The sequence below is a fragment of the Maribellus comscasis genome (genome assembly GCF_009762775.1).
In the GTDB taxonomy this organism is placed as follows: Bacteria; Bacteroidota; Bacteroidia; order Bacteroidales; family Prolixibacteraceae; genus Draconibacterium; species Draconibacterium comscasis.
Map to the genome: position 1 here is coordinate 3,170,395 of NZ_CP046401.1, position 15,667 is coordinate 3,186,061.

Annotated in this window: 17 protein-coding genes; 3 read left to right on the forward strand and 14 right to left on the reverse strand. The window is 36.4% G+C overall.

What is annotated here, in order from left to right; genetic code table 11:
* Window positions 1–69: 69 nt before the first annotated feature.
* The 4 genes from GM418_RS12610 to GM418_RS12620 all read right to left on the reverse strand — a co-directional run bounded on the left by GM418_RS12610 (window position 70) and on the right by GM418_RS12620 (window position 1,600).
* On the reverse strand, window positions 70–714 hold the full coding sequence (locus GM418_RS12610) for a helix-turn-helix transcriptional regulator (RefSeq protein ID WP_158866718.1): 645 nt from the start codon (window positions 712–714) through the stop codon (window positions 70–72).
* A gap of 17 nt (window positions 715–731) precedes the next feature.
* Window positions 732–968, reverse strand: a complete 237-nt coding sequence (locus GM418_RS12615) for a hypothetical protein (RefSeq protein ID WP_158866721.1) — start codon at window positions 966–968, stop codon at window positions 732–734.
* 188 nt (window positions 969–1,156) lie between these two features.
* Window positions 1,157–1,288 (reverse strand): TraB/GumN family protein, encoded by a 132-nt coding sequence (locus GM418_RS31460; protein WP_217447786.1) that lies wholly within the window; start codon window positions 1,286–1,288, stop codon window positions 1,157–1,159.
* An 87-nt stretch (window positions 1,289–1,375) separates the two neighbouring features.
* Entirely contained in the window at window positions 1,376–1,600 is a 225-nt protein-coding gene (locus tag GM418_RS12620) for a hypothetical protein (protein WP_158866724.1), read from the reverse strand.
* A gap of 95 nt (window positions 1,601–1,695) precedes the next feature.
* Here GM418_RS12620 and GM418_RS32060 point away from each other — a divergent pair, with 95 nt between their 5' ends.
* Window positions 1,696–1,860, forward strand: a complete 165-nt coding sequence (locus tag GM418_RS32060) for an SEC-C metal-binding domain-containing protein (RefSeq protein WP_158866727.1) — start codon at window positions 1,696–1,698, stop codon at window positions 1,858–1,860.
* A gap of 488 nt (window positions 1,861–2,348) precedes the next feature.
* On the opposite strand, the gene GM418_RS12630 is transcribed toward GM418_RS32060, so the two are convergent.
* The 3 genes from GM418_RS12630 to GM418_RS12640 form a co-directional block, all read right to left on the reverse strand.
* The gene (locus GM418_RS12630; RefSeq protein WP_158866730.1) at window positions 2,349–4,622 is read right to left on the reverse strand and encodes a zinc-dependent metalloprotease; all 2,274 of its coding nucleotides are present in this window, start codon (window positions 4,620–4,622) and stop codon (window positions 2,349–2,351) included.
* Between the two features lie 111 nt (window positions 4,623–4,733).
* Complete coding sequence (locus tag GM418_RS12635; protein ID WP_158866733.1) at window positions 4,734–5,309, reverse strand: SUMF1/EgtB/PvdO family nonheme iron enzyme; 576 nt, start codon at window positions 5,307–5,309, stop codon at window positions 4,734–4,736.
* Window positions 5,290–5,493 carry a hypothetical protein gene (locus GM418_RS12640; protein WP_158866736.1) on the reverse strand — a complete coding sequence of 68 codons (204 nt, stop codon included), beginning with the start codon at window positions 5,491–5,493 and terminating at the stop codon, window positions 5,290–5,292. Before GM418_RS12640 ends, GM418_RS12635 begins: the two co-directional genes overlap by 20 nt.
* A gap of 134 nt (window positions 5,494–5,627) precedes the next feature.
* Between GM418_RS12640 and GM418_RS12645 the strand changes: the two genes are divergently transcribed.
* Window positions 5,628–6,242, forward strand: a complete 615-nt coding sequence (locus GM418_RS12645) for a TetR/AcrR family transcriptional regulator (protein ID WP_158866739.1) — start codon at window positions 5,628–5,630, stop codon at window positions 6,240–6,242.
* Between the two features lie 11 nt (window positions 6,243–6,253).
* Here the strand turns inward: GM418_RS12645 and GM418_RS12650 are convergent, their stop codons facing one another.
* From GM418_RS12650 to GM418_RS12660, 3 genes are all read right to left on the reverse strand, one after another.
* Window positions 6,254–6,778 carry an OmpH/Skp family outer membrane protein gene (locus GM418_RS12650; protein ID WP_158866742.1) on the reverse strand — a complete coding sequence of 175 codons (525 nt, stop codon included), beginning with the start codon at window positions 6,776–6,778 and terminating at the stop codon, window positions 6,254–6,256.
* A 189-nt stretch (window positions 6,779–6,967) separates the two neighbouring features.
* Window positions 6,968–8,182, reverse strand: a complete 1,215-nt coding sequence (locus GM418_RS12655) for a dipeptidase (protein ID WP_158866745.1) — start codon at window positions 8,180–8,182, stop codon at window positions 6,968–6,970.
* Between the two features lie 119 nt (window positions 8,183–8,301).
* Entirely contained in the window at window positions 8,302–9,207 is a 906-nt protein-coding gene (locus tag GM418_RS12660) for a hypothetical protein (protein ID WP_158866748.1), read from the reverse strand.
* Between the two features lie 131 nt (window positions 9,208–9,338).
* Here GM418_RS12660 and GM418_RS12665 point away from each other — a divergent pair, with 131 nt between their 5' ends.
* A complete protein-coding gene (locus tag GM418_RS12665; protein WP_158866750.1) occupies window positions 9,339–10,421 on the forward strand; it encodes a DUF3810 domain-containing protein in 1,083 nt (360 codons plus the stop codon).
* Between the two features lie 48 nt (window positions 10,422–10,469).
* On the opposite strand, the gene rlmN is transcribed toward GM418_RS12665, so the two are convergent.
* From rlmN to galE, 4 genes are all read right to left on the reverse strand, one after another.
* Window positions 10,470–11,495, reverse strand: a complete 1,026-nt coding sequence (gene rlmN / locus GM418_RS12670; protein WP_158866752.1) for a dual-specificity RNA methyltransferase RlmN — start codon at window positions 11,493–11,495, stop codon at window positions 10,470–10,472.
* A gap of 111 nt (window positions 11,496–11,606) precedes the next feature.
* Complete coding sequence (locus GM418_RS12675) at window positions 11,607–13,208, reverse strand: amidase (RefSeq protein ID WP_158866755.1); 1,602 nt, start codon at window positions 13,206–13,208, stop codon at window positions 11,607–11,609.
* Between the two features lie 123 nt (window positions 13,209–13,331).
* Window positions 13,332–14,384, reverse strand: coding sequence for a dTDP-glucose 4,6-dehydratase (gene rfbB, locus GM418_RS12680; RefSeq protein ID WP_158866757.1), 1,053 nt, complete (start codon window positions 14,382–14,384; stop codon window positions 13,332–13,334).
* Window positions 14,385–14,502: 118 nt separating this feature from the next.
* Window positions 14,503–15,531 (reverse strand): UDP-glucose 4-epimerase GalE, encoded by a 1,029-nt coding sequence (galE, locus tag GM418_RS12685; RefSeq protein WP_158866760.1) that lies wholly within the window; start codon window positions 15,529–15,531, stop codon window positions 14,503–14,505.
* Window positions 15,532–15,667: the final 136 nt, after the last annotated feature.

The window sequence follows — 15,667 nt, forward strand, 5'->3', positions numbered from 1 at the left end:
ATGACAGCCCGAATAATAAAAATCAATCACAAGTAAGAAGTCAATTATCAATCACATATGCAAATTGGTTTAATTCAAATCTTTAAGAAAAGATCCAATATCAGAGCCACTTTCCAATCCCAATTTTTTTCGCAACCGATTTCGACTTTTACTAACTGAAGTCTCAGAAATGTTTGTCAGGTTGGCAATTTCGCTGGTTTTTAAATCCATTCTTAGAAAAGCACAAAGTCGTTTTTCGTTTTGTGTTAATGTTGGGAATTTTTCATTTAAGTGATTTAAGAAATGAGGATGAATTTCATTAAAGGAGATTTGGAATTTCTCCCAGTTTAAATTTTTATTCAGGGTACTGTTTATAGCACGAATTGCTTCTTTTTTTTCATCAGACTTGATTAAAGTCTTTATTGATTGCAGCGTCTCGTTCATCGAGACTGTGCTCGATATTGCCTTTGATAATTCCCTGTTTTTATAAATCAGTTCTTTTTCTTTTGTTTCAAGAGTTAATTTGATTTGCTGGTTTTGTTGTTCAATCAGCTTTTCTTTTTGTATTCTGTTTCTTCTTTTTAAATTGAATGAAATTAATGTAATAAAGAAGATAAAAATTACAATTATCAAGATAATGGTAAGGTATCTTTTTTGTTGGTTCACAACTTTATTGCTGGTTTCAATTTCTTTAATCTGCAATTCTTTAATCTGAAGATCGTACTTTGCCGACATCTCGTTAATCTGAAGTCTTATACGACCTTCTGACGGTAGGCTTCGGCTAGGTTAATGTTTGCTTTAATAATTGTTTCTTCAGAATCAGTTTTTTCAATGATTTTTAGCAAAAGTGGAATAGCTGCATCTGGTTGAGATTTTCTGATGTATGTTTTTGCGGCATTAAAAGTGCTGTCGCTTGCTTCATTCGGTAAAGCCTGAATAGTAATTCCAATGAAGAGGATGAGTATAAAAATATTGGTTTTAATCAACAACTTTATCAATTTTTGTAAAAACAATAAATTTAATAAACCGTATTTAATATCCTATAATGAAATTTGGAATGTTTTTTTACATGACCTGGTTTTACAGGCCTAATAACCATGCTTATTGGAAACAATCAACGAATTAATCATTGCTGGCAGTTGGGAAGATTTTGTTCATTTAAGAACGATAATCAATTCTAATCATGTAATTTAAAATCCATATGAACAGGTCGTATCTTAAAACCTTCCTTTTTAAACCAATCAAGCGATTCCTGTTCGCCCGGTAAATGACCAACTCTTACTGCAAAAAAACAGGAATTCTTCTTCATGAGTTATCATATTTGGAACCCAAATCTTATGCCTTTCAGGAAACATAAAATTATAAATTAGCTCATCGTCTTCATTGGAGTCTTTTTTCATAATTGAGTAAACTCTTGAAATATCCCTTTTTTGGTAGGCTTCCATCCCTTTCTGTTTTTGAGGAAATCTTTTTTATATTCCTCCTTTGCCTTCCAAATTTGAGTTAACTGAATTTCCATTGGAATTTGGCTGATGATTTCATTTTCAATTTCTGGATTCGTAATTCCTAAAATTTCTTTCTTGTATTTATTCGCCAGTTTTACAAGTTCTTCTTCATACAATGTTGAGTTCTTTGGAAAACTTAAAGCACCTTAGAGGGAAGCCGAAGAATTACAAGAACATTGCTCAAATAATATTGTACCATGCTCGCGGTAATATGAAGTTGAGGTTGCATGATACTTGTTATTGCGGAAGTGGTCAATCATACAAACGGTGCCATAACGGGAAACATTTTGAATGTTATAAAGATTTCAGAAAAGTCGAAATTGAAACTCTTCAAAATGATTATGTAGTATTTGCAAATTACTGGAATATCAATTAATAATTTGTAATTCAATTTTTGCCAGTTCTGACAAAATAAATATCATCACATATTTTAAAATTCATCATTAAGGAGAATGCCATCTGGAGTGCCCTTTCGAGGTGCTAAGATGCTATAAAATGCACTATTTTGCGATTTTTATAATTTCAAACTACCATATAATCAATACATAAATACCTATGCGTCCTCCATTGACAGGGTAGGGGGCACTGGTTCGAATCCAGTACAACCCACTTCGGATATACTTCGAATAGAGTTAAAATCCAGTAGTCAGGTGATTATTGGATTTTAATTTTTTTATTAAGTCAAAATAGTCCAATTTACTTCAATGTTCTTATGAGTAATTCCGCGAGTGAATTTTTTATGTTTAACCCACACGCTCAGATTCACTTGGAAAGAACGTTCTCATGATACAACCCGTAAATCTATTATCCTGAAGAGAATTCAACATCGCAAACATGCTGTTGTTTTATTGCAGACTGATTCAACTATTTAATTAACTGAGCGTAAAAACCTTTTATCAATGGATTACTTTCGTTTTGTATTTTACTTGTTACTACCTTTTTTATATAGTCCAATTCGTTTTTTAGCAAATAGGTCAAGATAAGGTCATCAGAGGTTTCTTCAATTCGTTTTTTAAGAGTACTTATATAAATTTTTTGTACAGTTAAGGGAATCTGCTCGACAGTGCTTTGTGTAAGTATAACATCACTACATTTTCTAAGAACCTTGGTGGCATTTGTTGTATTATTCTCGTTGTCAGAATCAATTAATCGCAACAATCTGTCTTTATTTAAGATTCTTTTTATAGCATTTGTTTGAAGTTTCTCAACACTCTTTAAATACAAATTTTCATTACTTAATTTCTCCAAATCATGATTATACAACCATTCCATTTTGTTAAATACATTGTCGGTAATGAAATTCATCGCAGCTGATACAACTTGGGAATCAGTACTTTCCGAGATATACTCCATATTTGCCGCCAGCCGGTTCTTTTTACCTCCGATTAGTTTAATAACAATCCGGAAAATGATATCTGTTTGCTTAACAAGCTGATTGTAACGACTAAACACAACCGCTGGGTCGCCATCTTCAGGAAGCGACCACTCCACGATATGTGGCATTATTCGTTGTAAATTTTTTAAACCATACTCTCCGGAAAGGATAGGATTATCGCCCAAATCTCCTGTGTTATTTGTAGGATCCATGGCTTTGCCGTATTCCTGCTCCATATATTCAAGATGTGTATCCTGCAATTTTTCTTCAATAACTTCCTTTGTAAAAGGAACCTCCATTTGATAATTATCGCCAGTTGGATGAACATATTTATAAGCGTACTCGATAGCCCAATAGTCATATGGAGCAATAACACAGAGTAATGGCAGTGGCATATCTTCCGGCTGAGCAACATAGTTGTATTTCGCATAGTCCATTATTGATGATGTCAGGGTATAGTTTTGAAGGAAGTTTCCTGAACGCAAAGAGTCGGTTGGGTAGGATGAACTGGCAATCATGTTATGCCCAAGATTCAGCGCATGTCCCATTTCATGGGTCATGGTTCTCCTCATAATTTGGCCAAAAACAGAATCGGGTAAAACAGGTTTTCTCGCTGAAGGGTCGACCGCAGCAGCCGAAACAAAATAATCATCATTTACAGCCGAAAAATAATTTTGGTACCACATGAGGGTACCGTTTAATATTTCGCCGGTTCTTGGGTCTGAAATATAATTTCCCTGAGCGTCTTGAATCTCTGATGAAACCCAACGAATCATATTATAATTTGGGTCATTATCATCCCAATGTACATTTTTGGGCTTGTCATGTACTTCAATGGCATCTTTAAAACCAATTTTTTCAAAAACAGGGAGCCAATCTAAAATTCCTTGCTTCATGTATTTTTTCCACTTTTGTGGCACATTTTCATCAAAATAAAAAACGATAGGTTGTTTGGGTTTGGTTAGGATTCCGTTAAAATAAGCGGCTATATTCTCCGGTTCTAAACGCCATCTTTCAATAAAGGATTCTTCTTTTATAAATACATCTTCACTATCGTATTTTGTTGTTGAAAGATAAAAATTCCCAACGCGTGGGTCCCATTTTCTCCGTACCATTGGGGTTTCGGGAAGAATTTTAAAAGCCAATAACTGTTCAACTGAAATATTGGGGGAATAATGTTTCTCGGGTGATTTTTGAGAGGTGAAATTCAAAGTTCGTGAAACCAACATGCTATTCTGACTTAATTGTATATCATTAATCACAATGCTATCATCTGATGTTGGTTTTAATCCATATTTGTCAATCGTTTCGGTGTCTATGGGAGAGAATACTTTGACATCATTTTTAAAAACATCAGTGTTAATTTTTATATTTTTTTCACTTACGGATATTATTGGGATGTAACAAATTGTGGGATTGAAATGATTTTTTCGTACAGATGTTTTGATAATGTCATCTTTACCTACATTATTTTGATATTGTTGCTGCGTTACTTTTAATTGATTATTGTCGATTTCAAATTTTAGTATAACCGAATAATCAACGTCCATTCCGGAACTTCCGTAATAAAATAACTTGTTGGGATATCCTGTAATTCTGTTAATCAATAAAAGGGGCTTGTTGATGTATTCCTTCGGAATCTCAAAATACTCAGAACTACTTTGCAAATGGGTTGTTGAACTTTTGTTTTGAGCAAAGCTGTTAAACATACATAGAACACCTATAAAAAGGCTTAAAACGAATCTGTTGGTAATTTCTGACATAATATGGTATTAAAATTATAAACTGGTCTTTTAAATTTTTTTCTTATTTTAAATGAAATGTTACGTCGCATCCTAAATATATACGCTAGTCTCTAATGTAATTAGTTATAACTACATTGCAGATGCAGATTGAATTTTTACTGCATTCAGGAAATCGCGAAACTGTGCCCATGTAACTTCGTATTTCCCAATTATAAAATCATCTATAGTTCGCTCTTGAACAGGTTGTTTGTCATTGAAAAAGTCTGCATACCCAATGTCAGGATTGGGTTGTCCCATCGGGAAAGTTTTTCCTTGTAATTTATCCATCTCCATAAATTTACCTGGTTTTTGCAAGGGAATAAGTGAATATATTGAACTGTCCGTTTCGCCATCATTATCTGTACTTTCATTCAATGAAACAGCCAGGTTTTCACTGACTACATTTTTTTCATTTTTTGCAGGGGAGTTGATTACAGCAGTGATTAAGTTAAACACCTCACCTGATATTTCTCGCCTATCACTTATCCTGGCTACCTTCTTCCAGTAATATTTCGTAGAACGCTCAAACACAATTTCTTGATCATAAAACACGAGATACACTGCGTCACCATTTGAAGAAACACTTGCTGTCGTGTTTATTGTTTGTTGCTCATTCAGGATATAGTATCCATCATATAATCCGTGCTCAAAAAAATGCTGGTTCATTGTCTGTTCCAAAATAAAAATCATAAGTTGCCGATACTCCCTCTTCAATTTCTAAATCATACCAACAAAACATCGGAATATCATTACCTCTTGAATCATTTAAGGGCAGATAAAGTTCCACTTCATTGGCAACACTAAAAAAGCTTATCAATGAAAAAGCCAAAGAAAGCCACAATGTTTTCATATTCTAAATATTTTCAATCACAAAACAGTCCGTATGGACTGTTTGCAAATGTATTATAATTTTTATGAATATAACCACACGCTATTCCTAAGTTTATATGAATTGTTCTATTTTTACCATATAACTATCAGGATATGGGAAAGGGTTCAAAGGGAGCAAGAACTAAACAACTAATTCTTGAAAAAGCGTTTGTATTATTTTCGAATGGTGCATATAATAATGTTTCGCTTAGGAAGATTGAAGAAGTAACTGGATTAAGTAGGGGAGCTCTGCTGTTTCATTTCCCAGCAAAAGAGCAAATGTTTAGTTCCGTTGTAGATAAATATGTTCTGCAAAATCTGTCGGCATCGCGTAATGTTGATGATAAAGAGAAAATTACGCTAAAAAAGTTCATTAATAGTTATACCAGGCAGTTATCCGACCTTAAAAAAGAATTATTTGAGCTTGGAATTACAAATATGAGTTTTGCATTGGTGAATCTGAATCTACAGGCTTTTCATTTTTATCCGAATTTTGCAGATAAAGCAAAAGCATGGAATAAAACTGAAACCATGATATGGCATGCAGTTATTAGCAATGCTGCAGAGTCGGGAGAAATAAATAAGAACAATAATGTAACTATATTGGCCTCTATGTTTAAGAATCTATTTCACGGAACAGGCTATGAGGGTATTAATACTACTAACGACATCGATATTAATTTACTAGAACAGGAGTACTTGCTGCTATATAACTCATTGCTACGATAATTTTCGTATCCTTATTGAGCTGCAGTTATGGACAATTCATTTAAAACTATTGAATTTAAATCAATGCTATTTTCCGAATGATAAACAATTTTTCCCGAAATGATATCAAAAATATAAGTATAGTGGTTCTTTCGGGCGATCTGTTCAATAGCTTTATCTATTTTTAAGTGGACGGGATGAAATAGTTCCATATTGCGTTTTTCAAGTTGTTCTGCAGCATTTTGTCTGAATTCCTGAATTTTACCAGCGGCTTCAATCAACTCTTTTTGTTTTGTGTTTTTTAAAAATTCAGAATAAGATTCCTGTTCAGCTTCATATTTCTGAACATTCTTTTCATGTTCTTCAATTAGTTCATTGTAGACATTTTCTATTTCTTCAGCCTCTTTGTTAAGAATTCTCTGGATACTGTCCATTTCCGGCATTTTCATTACAATTTCGGTGTAATTAATATGACCAATTTTTAGCGATTCCTGGGCAAAACTTTGACTGATAAAAAAAGACAATCCGATTAGAAGTAAGGTAGATTTTTGTTTCATGATTCAGTAAGATTTTGTATTAATTTTTATCTTACTAAATTGGTAATGTTTTGAAATTTAATGTTTTAATAAGCGTTAAATATTTGAAGCCAGGGGTTAATTGATGACAACAAAAGTTATAATCTGTAAAACCTTGTTTAAGATTAATAAAAGTTGTTAAAGGATTTTGTTTTTTATTTGTTTAAGAATTTAGTTGGCATGTTTTTCAACTTCAGCAAAAACACGGAAAAAATTTCCTCCCCAAACTTTTTGAATTTCTCCCTCTGTGTAGCCACGTTTTATCATTTCTGCAGTTATATTTGGCATTTGGCTTACATCCTGGCAATCAGCCAGTCCACCGCCGCCGTCAAAATCACTTCCAATTCCTACGTAGTCAATTCCTACCAGGTTTTTTACATAGTCGATATGGTCAACACAATCAGCAACAGTTGGTAATTTCTTGGGATATTTTTCTCCCAGTTCACGCCACTGTTTTCTTACCTCATCCTGCTCTGTTTTATTCATTGTGTTGTAGGTGGTATTAAATATTTTTCTGATTTCTTTTGCTTTTTGATAGCGAATCGTGGTTGTGTCCGGGTCTTTGATATAGTCATCAAGCAGGCAAATCTGAATAACACCTCCGTTTTTTGCCAGCGCTTTAATCATATTGTCAGTCATATTGCGCGGATGGTGTGCAATGCTGCGAACACTCGAATGCGAAGCAATAACAGGAACTTTGCTTTGTTCAATAACATCAAAGAATGCTTTGTCTGAAATATGCGATACGTCTATCATCATGCCGAGTTTGTTCATTTCTCTCACCACCTTCTCTCCAAATTGGCTTAATCCATTGTGTTCCGGCCCCTCCTTGTCGGTGGAAGAGTCACAGATGTCGTTATTTGACGAGTGACTGAGTGTAATATATCTGACCCCGCGGTCGTAGAATTCTTTAACTCTTTTGATATCGGTTCCAATTGGAAATCCGTTTTCCATTCCAATATAAATAGCGCGTTTTCCTGTTCCTTCAATCCGTTTTGCATCGTTTGAGTTTATCGCAACTTCTGCAAGACTATTGTACCTTTTACAAACGGAGTAAGTGGAATCAATCATTTCGTGTGCTCTTTTATAAGCAGCCTCTGTATTTTCGGAGGTGCGTTCCCTCTGGCTGGTAAAAGCCGCAAAAAATATCGCATCCAATCCGCCGTCTTTCATTCGCGGAAAGTCGACCCGGCTTTGAGGAGCTTTGTTTTTCCGGCCAACATCAAAATCTTCTCCCAACAGAGCCATCGGAGTATCGCAATGAGTATCTACGGTTAGTGCTTTTTCATGGATCGTTTTGGTTTTTTCCATATTTTCCTGGCTGGTTGCAGTTGTGGATATCAAAAAAAGGAAAAGAGAAGTAAACAAGGCAGATTTTTTAAGCATAAGGCCGGTATTTTAGAAATTGTTCTTGTTGCAAGTATAGAAAAACATTTGATTAAAAGTTTCCCATTCATAAAAAACTTAATAATTTGATTTTTTTGGAAACAAACTGTTTCGTGCGCTCAGATGGTAAAGTGATAAGCTACCTCAATTTTAAATGTTGTATAGTTGTAGTCCTGCCAACCGGTTTTGTATTCCAGCTTCCAGTCCATTTTTTTTCCTTCTTTTATTAATCTCAACCTGTAAATTATTGGATTATTATATCCTTTTACTCCCATAAAATGGTAGGCTCCATAAGCGAAATAACCGCCAATTTCGTTCGCCAACACAAAGCTGTTGTGTTTTACTTTAATACCTGCCTCAAACAATGGCCCTTCGTCCTGTGCCATCTCAACCTTATTGGTTTGCCACTCGTAAAATCCACCCATAGCGGCAAGCCTTATTTCATCAAAAAACGAATTATTAGGGTAAAAGCTTTTTCCCAGCGAGAGGTAAAAATAGTGCGCCATGCCATCGGTGTACCGCGCATGCAGAATTGAGCCGGTGGTGGTTTTCATCGAATAATTCAGAACTAAATCAGGCCAGTTGCCGCGGTTTTTCATCAGCTGAATAAAAGTACTAATCCACAGGTCTCCGCCACTTGTTTGCCAGCCTTTGTCGTCATAAAAAATTTGTCTTTCGTCGCGTATTTCATTATTCATTCGGAAGGTTTCCGTGGGAAAGCCCCATAATTTGAAAGCCACTTTTTCAGGAACAACCGTCCATTGAAAAGCAAGATAAGAATTTACCGCTGTGTCGCCTTTCATAAAATGCGAATGAATTCCCGCTTCAAATTCCGACTGAGTTCCGATTTCTGCATAATCCATTTCCGGAACCGGTAAGGCGTTGGGGCCCAGTTTTCCCGGAGCTACCTGAATCCATTTGCTGATGTGACTACTTCCGAAATTTATCCATTCCTTGGTACTTCGGCTCTGACTGTAAGCACTGCAACTCAGAAGTAAAAGGAGCAAAACAAAAGAAATCCGCATTTGTGATTATTTTATTTGGTAATTATACACAAAAATGAGTAAGGTAAACAATTATATTTTTCTTTTTAAAAACGACAAATCAGGCAATAGTTTGTTGAATTCATTATCATAAGGTATTTTTAGCTGCGTGAATGAAAAGAAAAAAACAAAAAATAAAAAGTTGGATTTTACCGGTGCTGGCAATTGTGGTTTTTGCAATAACTCGAATATTAGCCGGTTTGCCTGATTTTACTGAATTCGCTTATTCCCAGGGTATTTATCCTCATTTGGCATCTTTTATTTCCTTTTTTAGTTGGTTTTTCCCGTTTTCTCTCGACGATTTGTTTTACTTTCTGTTGATTTTGTTGGTTCTTGTATTAATCGTTCTTTTAGTTTTTAAAAAGATACGATTGGTAAAAGCCGGAAAAATTGTTTTAAATGTTTTTGCATTGGTTTTTATTTTGTTTTACGTTTTTTGGGGTTTCAATTATTTTCGTGCTGATTTGAATACCAGGTTGAATATTCATGAACAAAAAGCAAACACTGAATATTTTTTGGTCGTTTTTGAAAAACTGGTTAACCAAACCAACAAATCATATTCAAATTTTGAAGGTTTTGATATAGCCGAAATCGATAGTTTGGTTGAAGAATCATATAAAAACCTGTCTCCGGCCCTGAAACTAAAATATCCTGCAGGAAAACGAAAGGCAAAAAAGATCAGTCTCAGTAGTTTTTTTGGCAAAGCCGGGATTTCCGGGTATTTCGGACCTTTTTTTAGCGAAGTTCATGTAAACAGTAAAGTTTTACCGGTAGAATATCCATTTGTTTTGGCACATGAAAAGGCCCATCAATTTGGGATTACAAGTGAAGCCGAAGCCAATTTTTATGCCTGGCTGGTTTGCTCACAAAGTAGCTCCAAAAAATTACAATACTCGGGAAACCTGGTGCTTTTGAGGTATTTTATAAACCAGGGGTTTCAATTGGATGGATTTTCTGAGATTATAAACAAGCTGGACGGTGAAGTTCGGAAAGATTATAAGGAGATTAGAGAACACTGGATGACTCTGAGAAATGAGAAGGTAGACAAAATTGCCACAAAAGTGAACGATACTTACCTGAAGACCAATAAAGTAGAAAAAGGAATTGAAGATTACAAAGGAGTGGTAAAATATGCTATGGATTTTTCTCTTGATACTGCATTTCAGAAAAGATATAATTTGCCTTTTTTCTATTGATGAGATTATTTTGTTTTAAAAAGTATTGTACCCTGGAAAGTCAAAATATTATTGATTTTTCACCAATTCTTTAGTAGAAAGTAATCCGCATGCAGCATAAATATCCTGTCCACGGGAAGCACGTACAGTGGTCAAGATTCCTTTTTGGTTGAGTGCATCTTTAAATTCCTGCATTACTTTGTCTGAAGGACTTTTTAAGGGTGTTCCGGGTACCGGGTGAAAACGAATCAGGTTGATTCTGCATTTTAATCCGTCGAGCAATTTTGCCAATTCTTTTACATGTCCGGGAGAGTCATTCAGATTTTCAAAAACGATATATTCAAAAGAAACACGGCGTTGCCGGCCAAAATCCCATTGTTTTATTTCTGCAATTACCTCTTCTATAGGATAGGCAACCTGCACCGGCATTAAATTTTTACGTTCGTTATCAAAAGGGGTGTGTAAACTCACTGCCAAATGAGCTTCGCTTTGTTCGAGGAATGTGAGCATCCCGGGAATAATTCCGATGGTTGAAACCGTTATCCGGCGCGGACTCATGGCAAATCCCCATTCAGAAGTCAGGATTTCAATACTTTTTAAAACTTCCTTCAGATTATCAAAAGGTTCACCCATTCCCATGTATACAATGTTTGTTACCTCTCCTGCTTCTTCAATGCTTTTTATCTGATTTACAATTTCGCCTGCCGATAACTGTCCCTGGAAACCTTGTTTGGCGGTGAAACAAAAGAGGCATCCCATTTTGCAGCCCACCTGCGAACTAACGCAAACGGTTTTTCTATCGCGTTCAGGGATCATTGCTGTCTCAATAAATTTATTTTGAATTGTAGGGAAAAGGTATTTTTTTGTTCCGTCGGTACTTGCCTGAATTTTTGTAGGCGAAATCAGTCCGAATTCGTATTTCTCATTTAATATCTCGCGGGCTTTTTTTGAAAGATTCGTCATCTCATCAATCGATGAAATTTCCTTTTTGTAAAGCCAGTCAGCGATTTGTTTTCCCGTAAATTTAGGTAATCCTAAACTGCTCACAAGTTCCTGTAGTTCAATTAATGTTTTTCCAAAAAGGCTTTCTTTCATTCCTAAATTTTTTGCAAAGATAATGAGCGTCTGTTATTTCAACGAGTAAACACAAAGAAATCCGGATTTCTGTAATCAGGGCAACCGGTTGTTTTGGTTATCACAGAAATTTTATGTCAGCGATTTTACAAATTCCGGAGCTTTCCTGTGTTTTGTAGCCTGTTCAAATGCATAGGCCAGTTTAAGTAGTTTGGGTTCACTCCAGGCTTCGGCAAAAAATGATACACCAATTGGTAAACCATGCACGTATCCTGCAGGAACAGTAATATTTGGATATCCGGATATTGCAGCAGGTGATGAACTTCCCCCTCCAAAATGATCACCATTTACCCAGTCTATGGTCCAGCTTGGGCCATTTGTTGGCGCAATGATTGCATCCAGGTTGTATTTTTTTAACACAGCATCAATCCCTTCCTTGCCTGCCAGACGTTTTGATTCCTCCAAAGCATCCAGGTACTCTTTTTCATTCAAATCACCCTTTTTTTCAGCTTCCTCAAAAATTTCCTGTTCAAACCAAGGCATCTCTTTCGCTGCATTTTCCGAATTGAATTTTATTAAATCGGCTAAATTTTTTGGTTTCGCATTTGAATGACCTTGCAGGTATTTATTCAAATCAGCTTTAAACTCGTATAAAAGTACCTGGTATGAGGGGCGTCCCGTTTTCCGGCTGTTTTCAAATTCAAACTCTACGACTTCAGTGCCGTTTTCCTGCAGGGTGCGATACACTTGTTTTATAATTTCATCTACATCTTTGTTAAACCCCATCATATTGGTGGCAACTCCAATTCTTGCTCCCTGTAATCCGTTTTTGTCCAGAAATTGCGTGTAGTCCGAAAATATTTCACCTTTCCCCAAGTGATTTTCTGCGTCTTCTGGGTCAAATTCCGCCAATGCTCCCAACAAAGTGGCAGCATCTTTTACTGTGCGGGTCATTGGCCCCGCTGTGTCCTGACTGTGAGCAATAGGAATAATTCCGTTTCTGCTCCACATTCCCAGTGTTGGTTTTATTCCAACGATTCCGTTGATTCCGGAAGGACAAACGATTGACCCGTTGGTTTCTGTGCCAATACCAATTGCACACAGATTGCCGGAAACGGCTGCACCGGTTCCCGAACTCGAACCACAGGGACTTCGGTCGAGACAAAACGGGTTTCTTACTTGTCCGCCTCTGCCGCTCCAGCCACTTGATGAGTTGGAGGAGCGGAAATTTGCCCACTCACTGAGGTTGGTTTTTCCCAGCAAAACGGCTCCGGCTTCTCTCAGTTTTTTAACTATAAAGGCATCTTTTTCGGCAATATTTCCTTCCAAAGCCAGCGAACCTGCTGTGGTTTGCATTTTGTCTGCGGTGTCAATATTGTCTTTGATTACAATTGGTATTCCATGTAAGGGCCCGCGAACAGTTCCGTTTTTCCGTTCTTCGTCAAGTAGAGTTGCTATTTCCAGTGCATCCGGATTCAACTCAATTATCGACTTAAGAACCGGATCAACTTCGTTAATTCGATCGAGATATTTTTGACAAATTTCCATCGAAGTCAGTTCTCCTGAAGCCATCTTTTTCTGAAGGTCATCTATGGTTATTTCGTTGAAATCAAAGAATGTAAAATTTCTTTCTGTCTCTTTCGCCTGCCTTTCCGGCTGACAGCCTGCAAAACCGCTCACTGCTATAACAGAGCTGCTTAATGCTGCGGTTTTAAAAAAGTTTCGCCTTTTCATGTTATTCTTTTTTATACCTCATGACAAATTAAAAAGAACTTTCTGAAATTCAAGCGGAAATACAGGAATAAAAAAAGAGATACCGCAAATGGCTCTCTTTTTTTATTTAAAATATTTGTTCAGTTATCTTTTGGAATACTGGTTTTCGTAATATTTCTGGTAGTCACCTGATGTTACATTTTTCATCCATTCGACGTTTTTCAGATACCAGTCGATGGTTTTTTCAATACCCTCTTCAAACTGAAGCGACGGTTCCCATCCCAGTTCGTTTTTAATTTTTGTCGCATCAATTGCGTAGCGCAAATCGTGCCCGGCTCGATCTTTTACAAAGGTTATAAGTTTTTCTGATTCACCTTCCTCCCGTCCCAGTTTTTTATCCATAACACGGCACATAACACGGATGAGGTCGATATTTTTCCATTCATTGAATCCACCAATATTGTAGGTTTCTCCGATTTTTCCCTTGTGGAAAATCACATCGATTGCCCGGGCATGATCGACTACCCAAAGCCAGTCGCGCACATTTTCACCTTTCCCGTATACCGGAAGCGGCTTTTTATTTTTTATGTTATTGATAAAAAGTGGAATAAGCTTTTCTGGAAACTGGTAAGAGCCATAATTGTTTGAACAGTTTGAAATTACAGCCGGAACACCAAAGGTGTCGTTGTAAGCGCGCACAAAATGGTCGGAGCTTGCTTTTGACGCAGAATAAGGACTGTGTGGATCGTAACGGGTTTCTTCGGTAAACATACCCTCATCACTCAAGGAACCGTAGACTTCATCGGTAGAAATATGATAGAATTTTTTACCTGAAAAATCATCCTTCCAAATGTGCTTGGCTGCGTTTAACAGGTTTACAGTTCCGATTACATTTGTATAAACAAACTCGGTAGGGTTTGATATAGAACGGTCGACATGCGATTCGGCAGCCAGATGAATTACACCGTCAAACTGTTTTTCCTCAAATAATTTCAGGATAAAATCTCCGTCAACAATGTCGCCTTTTACAAACTCGTAATTTGGCTTGTCTTCTATGTCTTTCAAATTGGCAAGGTTTCCGGCATATGTTAACTTGTCGAGATTAACAATATTATATTCCGGATATTTTTCCACAAACAGGCGAACAACATGTGATCCGATAAATCCGGCGCCGCCTGTAACTAGTAAATTTTTCATTTGTAAAGGGTATTTAAATTCGTTCAAAAATAGGCAATTAAAAATAAAAGGCTTTTCCAAAACGGAAAAACCTTTTTTAATTTATGCTAAATACTTCTTTCTTGTATTCAAAAAATGTTTATTCGATCTCCCGCACTCGTTTCTCCCAATTCCAGGCAGAGAGCAACGTTTCTTCCAAACCTTTTTCTGCTTTCCAGCCAAGTTCATCATTGGCGTAAGTAGTGTCGGCCCAAATTTTTTCTACATCCCCGGCACGACGGTCAACAATTTTATAATTCAGTTTTATTCCTGTTGCCTTTTCAAAACCTTTTACTACCTGAAGTACTGATAATCCTTCACCTGTTCCAAGATTAAAAACCTCATAATTAGCTTTGTTTTTTTCTTTTAGTAAACGTTCAATGGCTACAACATGTGCTTTTGCGAGGTCAACAACATTGATGTAGTCGCGAACAGCTGAACCGTCAGTTGTATCGTAGTCGTTGCCAAAAACTTTCAGCTCACCGCGAAGCCCGGCCGCCGATTGCGTGATAAACGGCACAAGGTTTTGAGGAACTCCCAAAGGAAGTTCACCAATTAATGCCGACGGGTGAGCGCCAATTGGGTTAAAATAGCGCAACGCAATACCTTTTAGCTGCGGATAAGCAGCAATCGAATCGCGTAAAATATCTTCATTTACCCTTTTGGTATTTCCGTATGGCGATTCGGCATCTTTTCGTGGTGTTTGTTCTGTTACCGGTAAAACATCGGGCTGTCCGTAAACCGTACACGACGATGAAAAAACAATATTTGGAATCTCATATTTTAACTGGCAATCCAGAATATTAATCAGCGATACCAGATTGTTTCTGTAATAGTGTAACGGGATTTGTACCGACTCCCCAACTGCTTTTGATGCTGCAAAATGGATAATTGCATCAATATTCTGATTTTTATTAAAAAAATCGTCGGTTTTTTGGGTGTCTGCAAGATTAAACTGTTCAAATTGAGGTTTTTTACCTGTGATTTTTTCGATATTATCTAAAACATCAATTCCCGAATTTGAAAGATCATCAACAATAATGACCTCGAAACCTGCATTTTGGAGTTCAACAACTGTGTGTGAGCCAATATAACCGGTGCCTCCTGTAACTAAAATTGTTTGTGCCATTTGTAAAATATTTGAAGAACAAAAATAGGAAATAAATTACACTCCAGGGGCAATTTTTATGGGGAAGAAAGGAGGTTTATAGAAACTTAATTTTGCTTTTTTAATTTCAACTGAAATGTTTTGTATAATTTTACAT

Coding starts and splice junctions, on each gene's coding strand:
- GM418_RS12630 (WP_158866730.1), bottom strand. CDS start 4,622: ATGTCAGAAATTACCAACAGATTCGTTTTAAGCCTTTTTATAGGTGTT.
- GM418_RS12650 (WP_158866742.1), bottom strand. CDS start 6,778: ATGAAACAAAAATCTACCTTACTTCTAATCGGATTGTCTTTTTTTATC.
- GM418_RS12665 (WP_158866750.1), top strand. CDS start 9,339: ATGAAAAGAAAAAAACAAAAAATAAAAAGTTGGATTTTACCGGTGCTG.
- GM418_RS12645 (WP_158866739.1), top strand. CDS start 5,628: ATGGGAAAGGGTTCAAAGGGAGCAAGAACTAAACAACTAATTCTTGAA.
- GM418_RS12640 (WP_158866736.1), bottom strand. CDS start 5,493: ATGAAAACATTGTGGCTTTCTTTGGCTTTTTCATTGATAAGCTTTTTT.
- GM418_RS12655 (WP_158866745.1), bottom strand. CDS start 8,182: ATGCTTAAAAAATCTGCCTTGTTTACTTCTCTTTTCCTTTTTTTGATA.
- GM418_RS12635 (WP_158866733.1), bottom strand. CDS start 5,309: ATGAACCAGCATTTTTTTGAGCACGGATTATATGATGGATACTATATC.
- rlmN (WP_158866752.1), bottom strand. CDS start 11,495: ATGAAAGAAAGCCTTTTTGGAAAAACATTAATTGAACTACAGGAACTT.
- GM418_RS12660 (WP_158866748.1), bottom strand. CDS start 9,207: ATGCGGATTTCTTTTGTTTTGCTCCTTTTACTTCTGAGTTGCAGTGCT.
- GM418_RS32060 (WP_158866727.1), top strand. CDS start 1,696: ATGAAGTTGAGGTTGCATGATACTTGTTATTGCGGAAGTGGTCAATCA.
- rfbB (WP_158866757.1), bottom strand. CDS start 14,384: ATGAAAAATTTACTAGTTACAGGCGGCGCCGGATTTATCGGATCACAT.
- GM418_RS12675 (WP_158866755.1), bottom strand. CDS start 13,208: ATGAAAAGGCGAAACTTTTTTAAAACCGCAGCATTAAGCAGCTCTGTT.
- GM418_RS31460 (WP_217447786.1), bottom strand. CDS start 1,288: ATGAAGAAGAATTCCTGTTTTTTTGCAGTAAGAGTTGGTCATTTACCG.
- GM418_RS12610 (WP_158866718.1), bottom strand. CDS start 714: ATGTCGGCAAAGTACGATCTTCAGATTAAAGAATTGCAGATTAAAGAA.
- galE (WP_158866760.1), bottom strand. CDS start 15,531: ATGGCACAAACAATTTTAGTTACAGGAGGCACCGGTTATATTGGCTCA.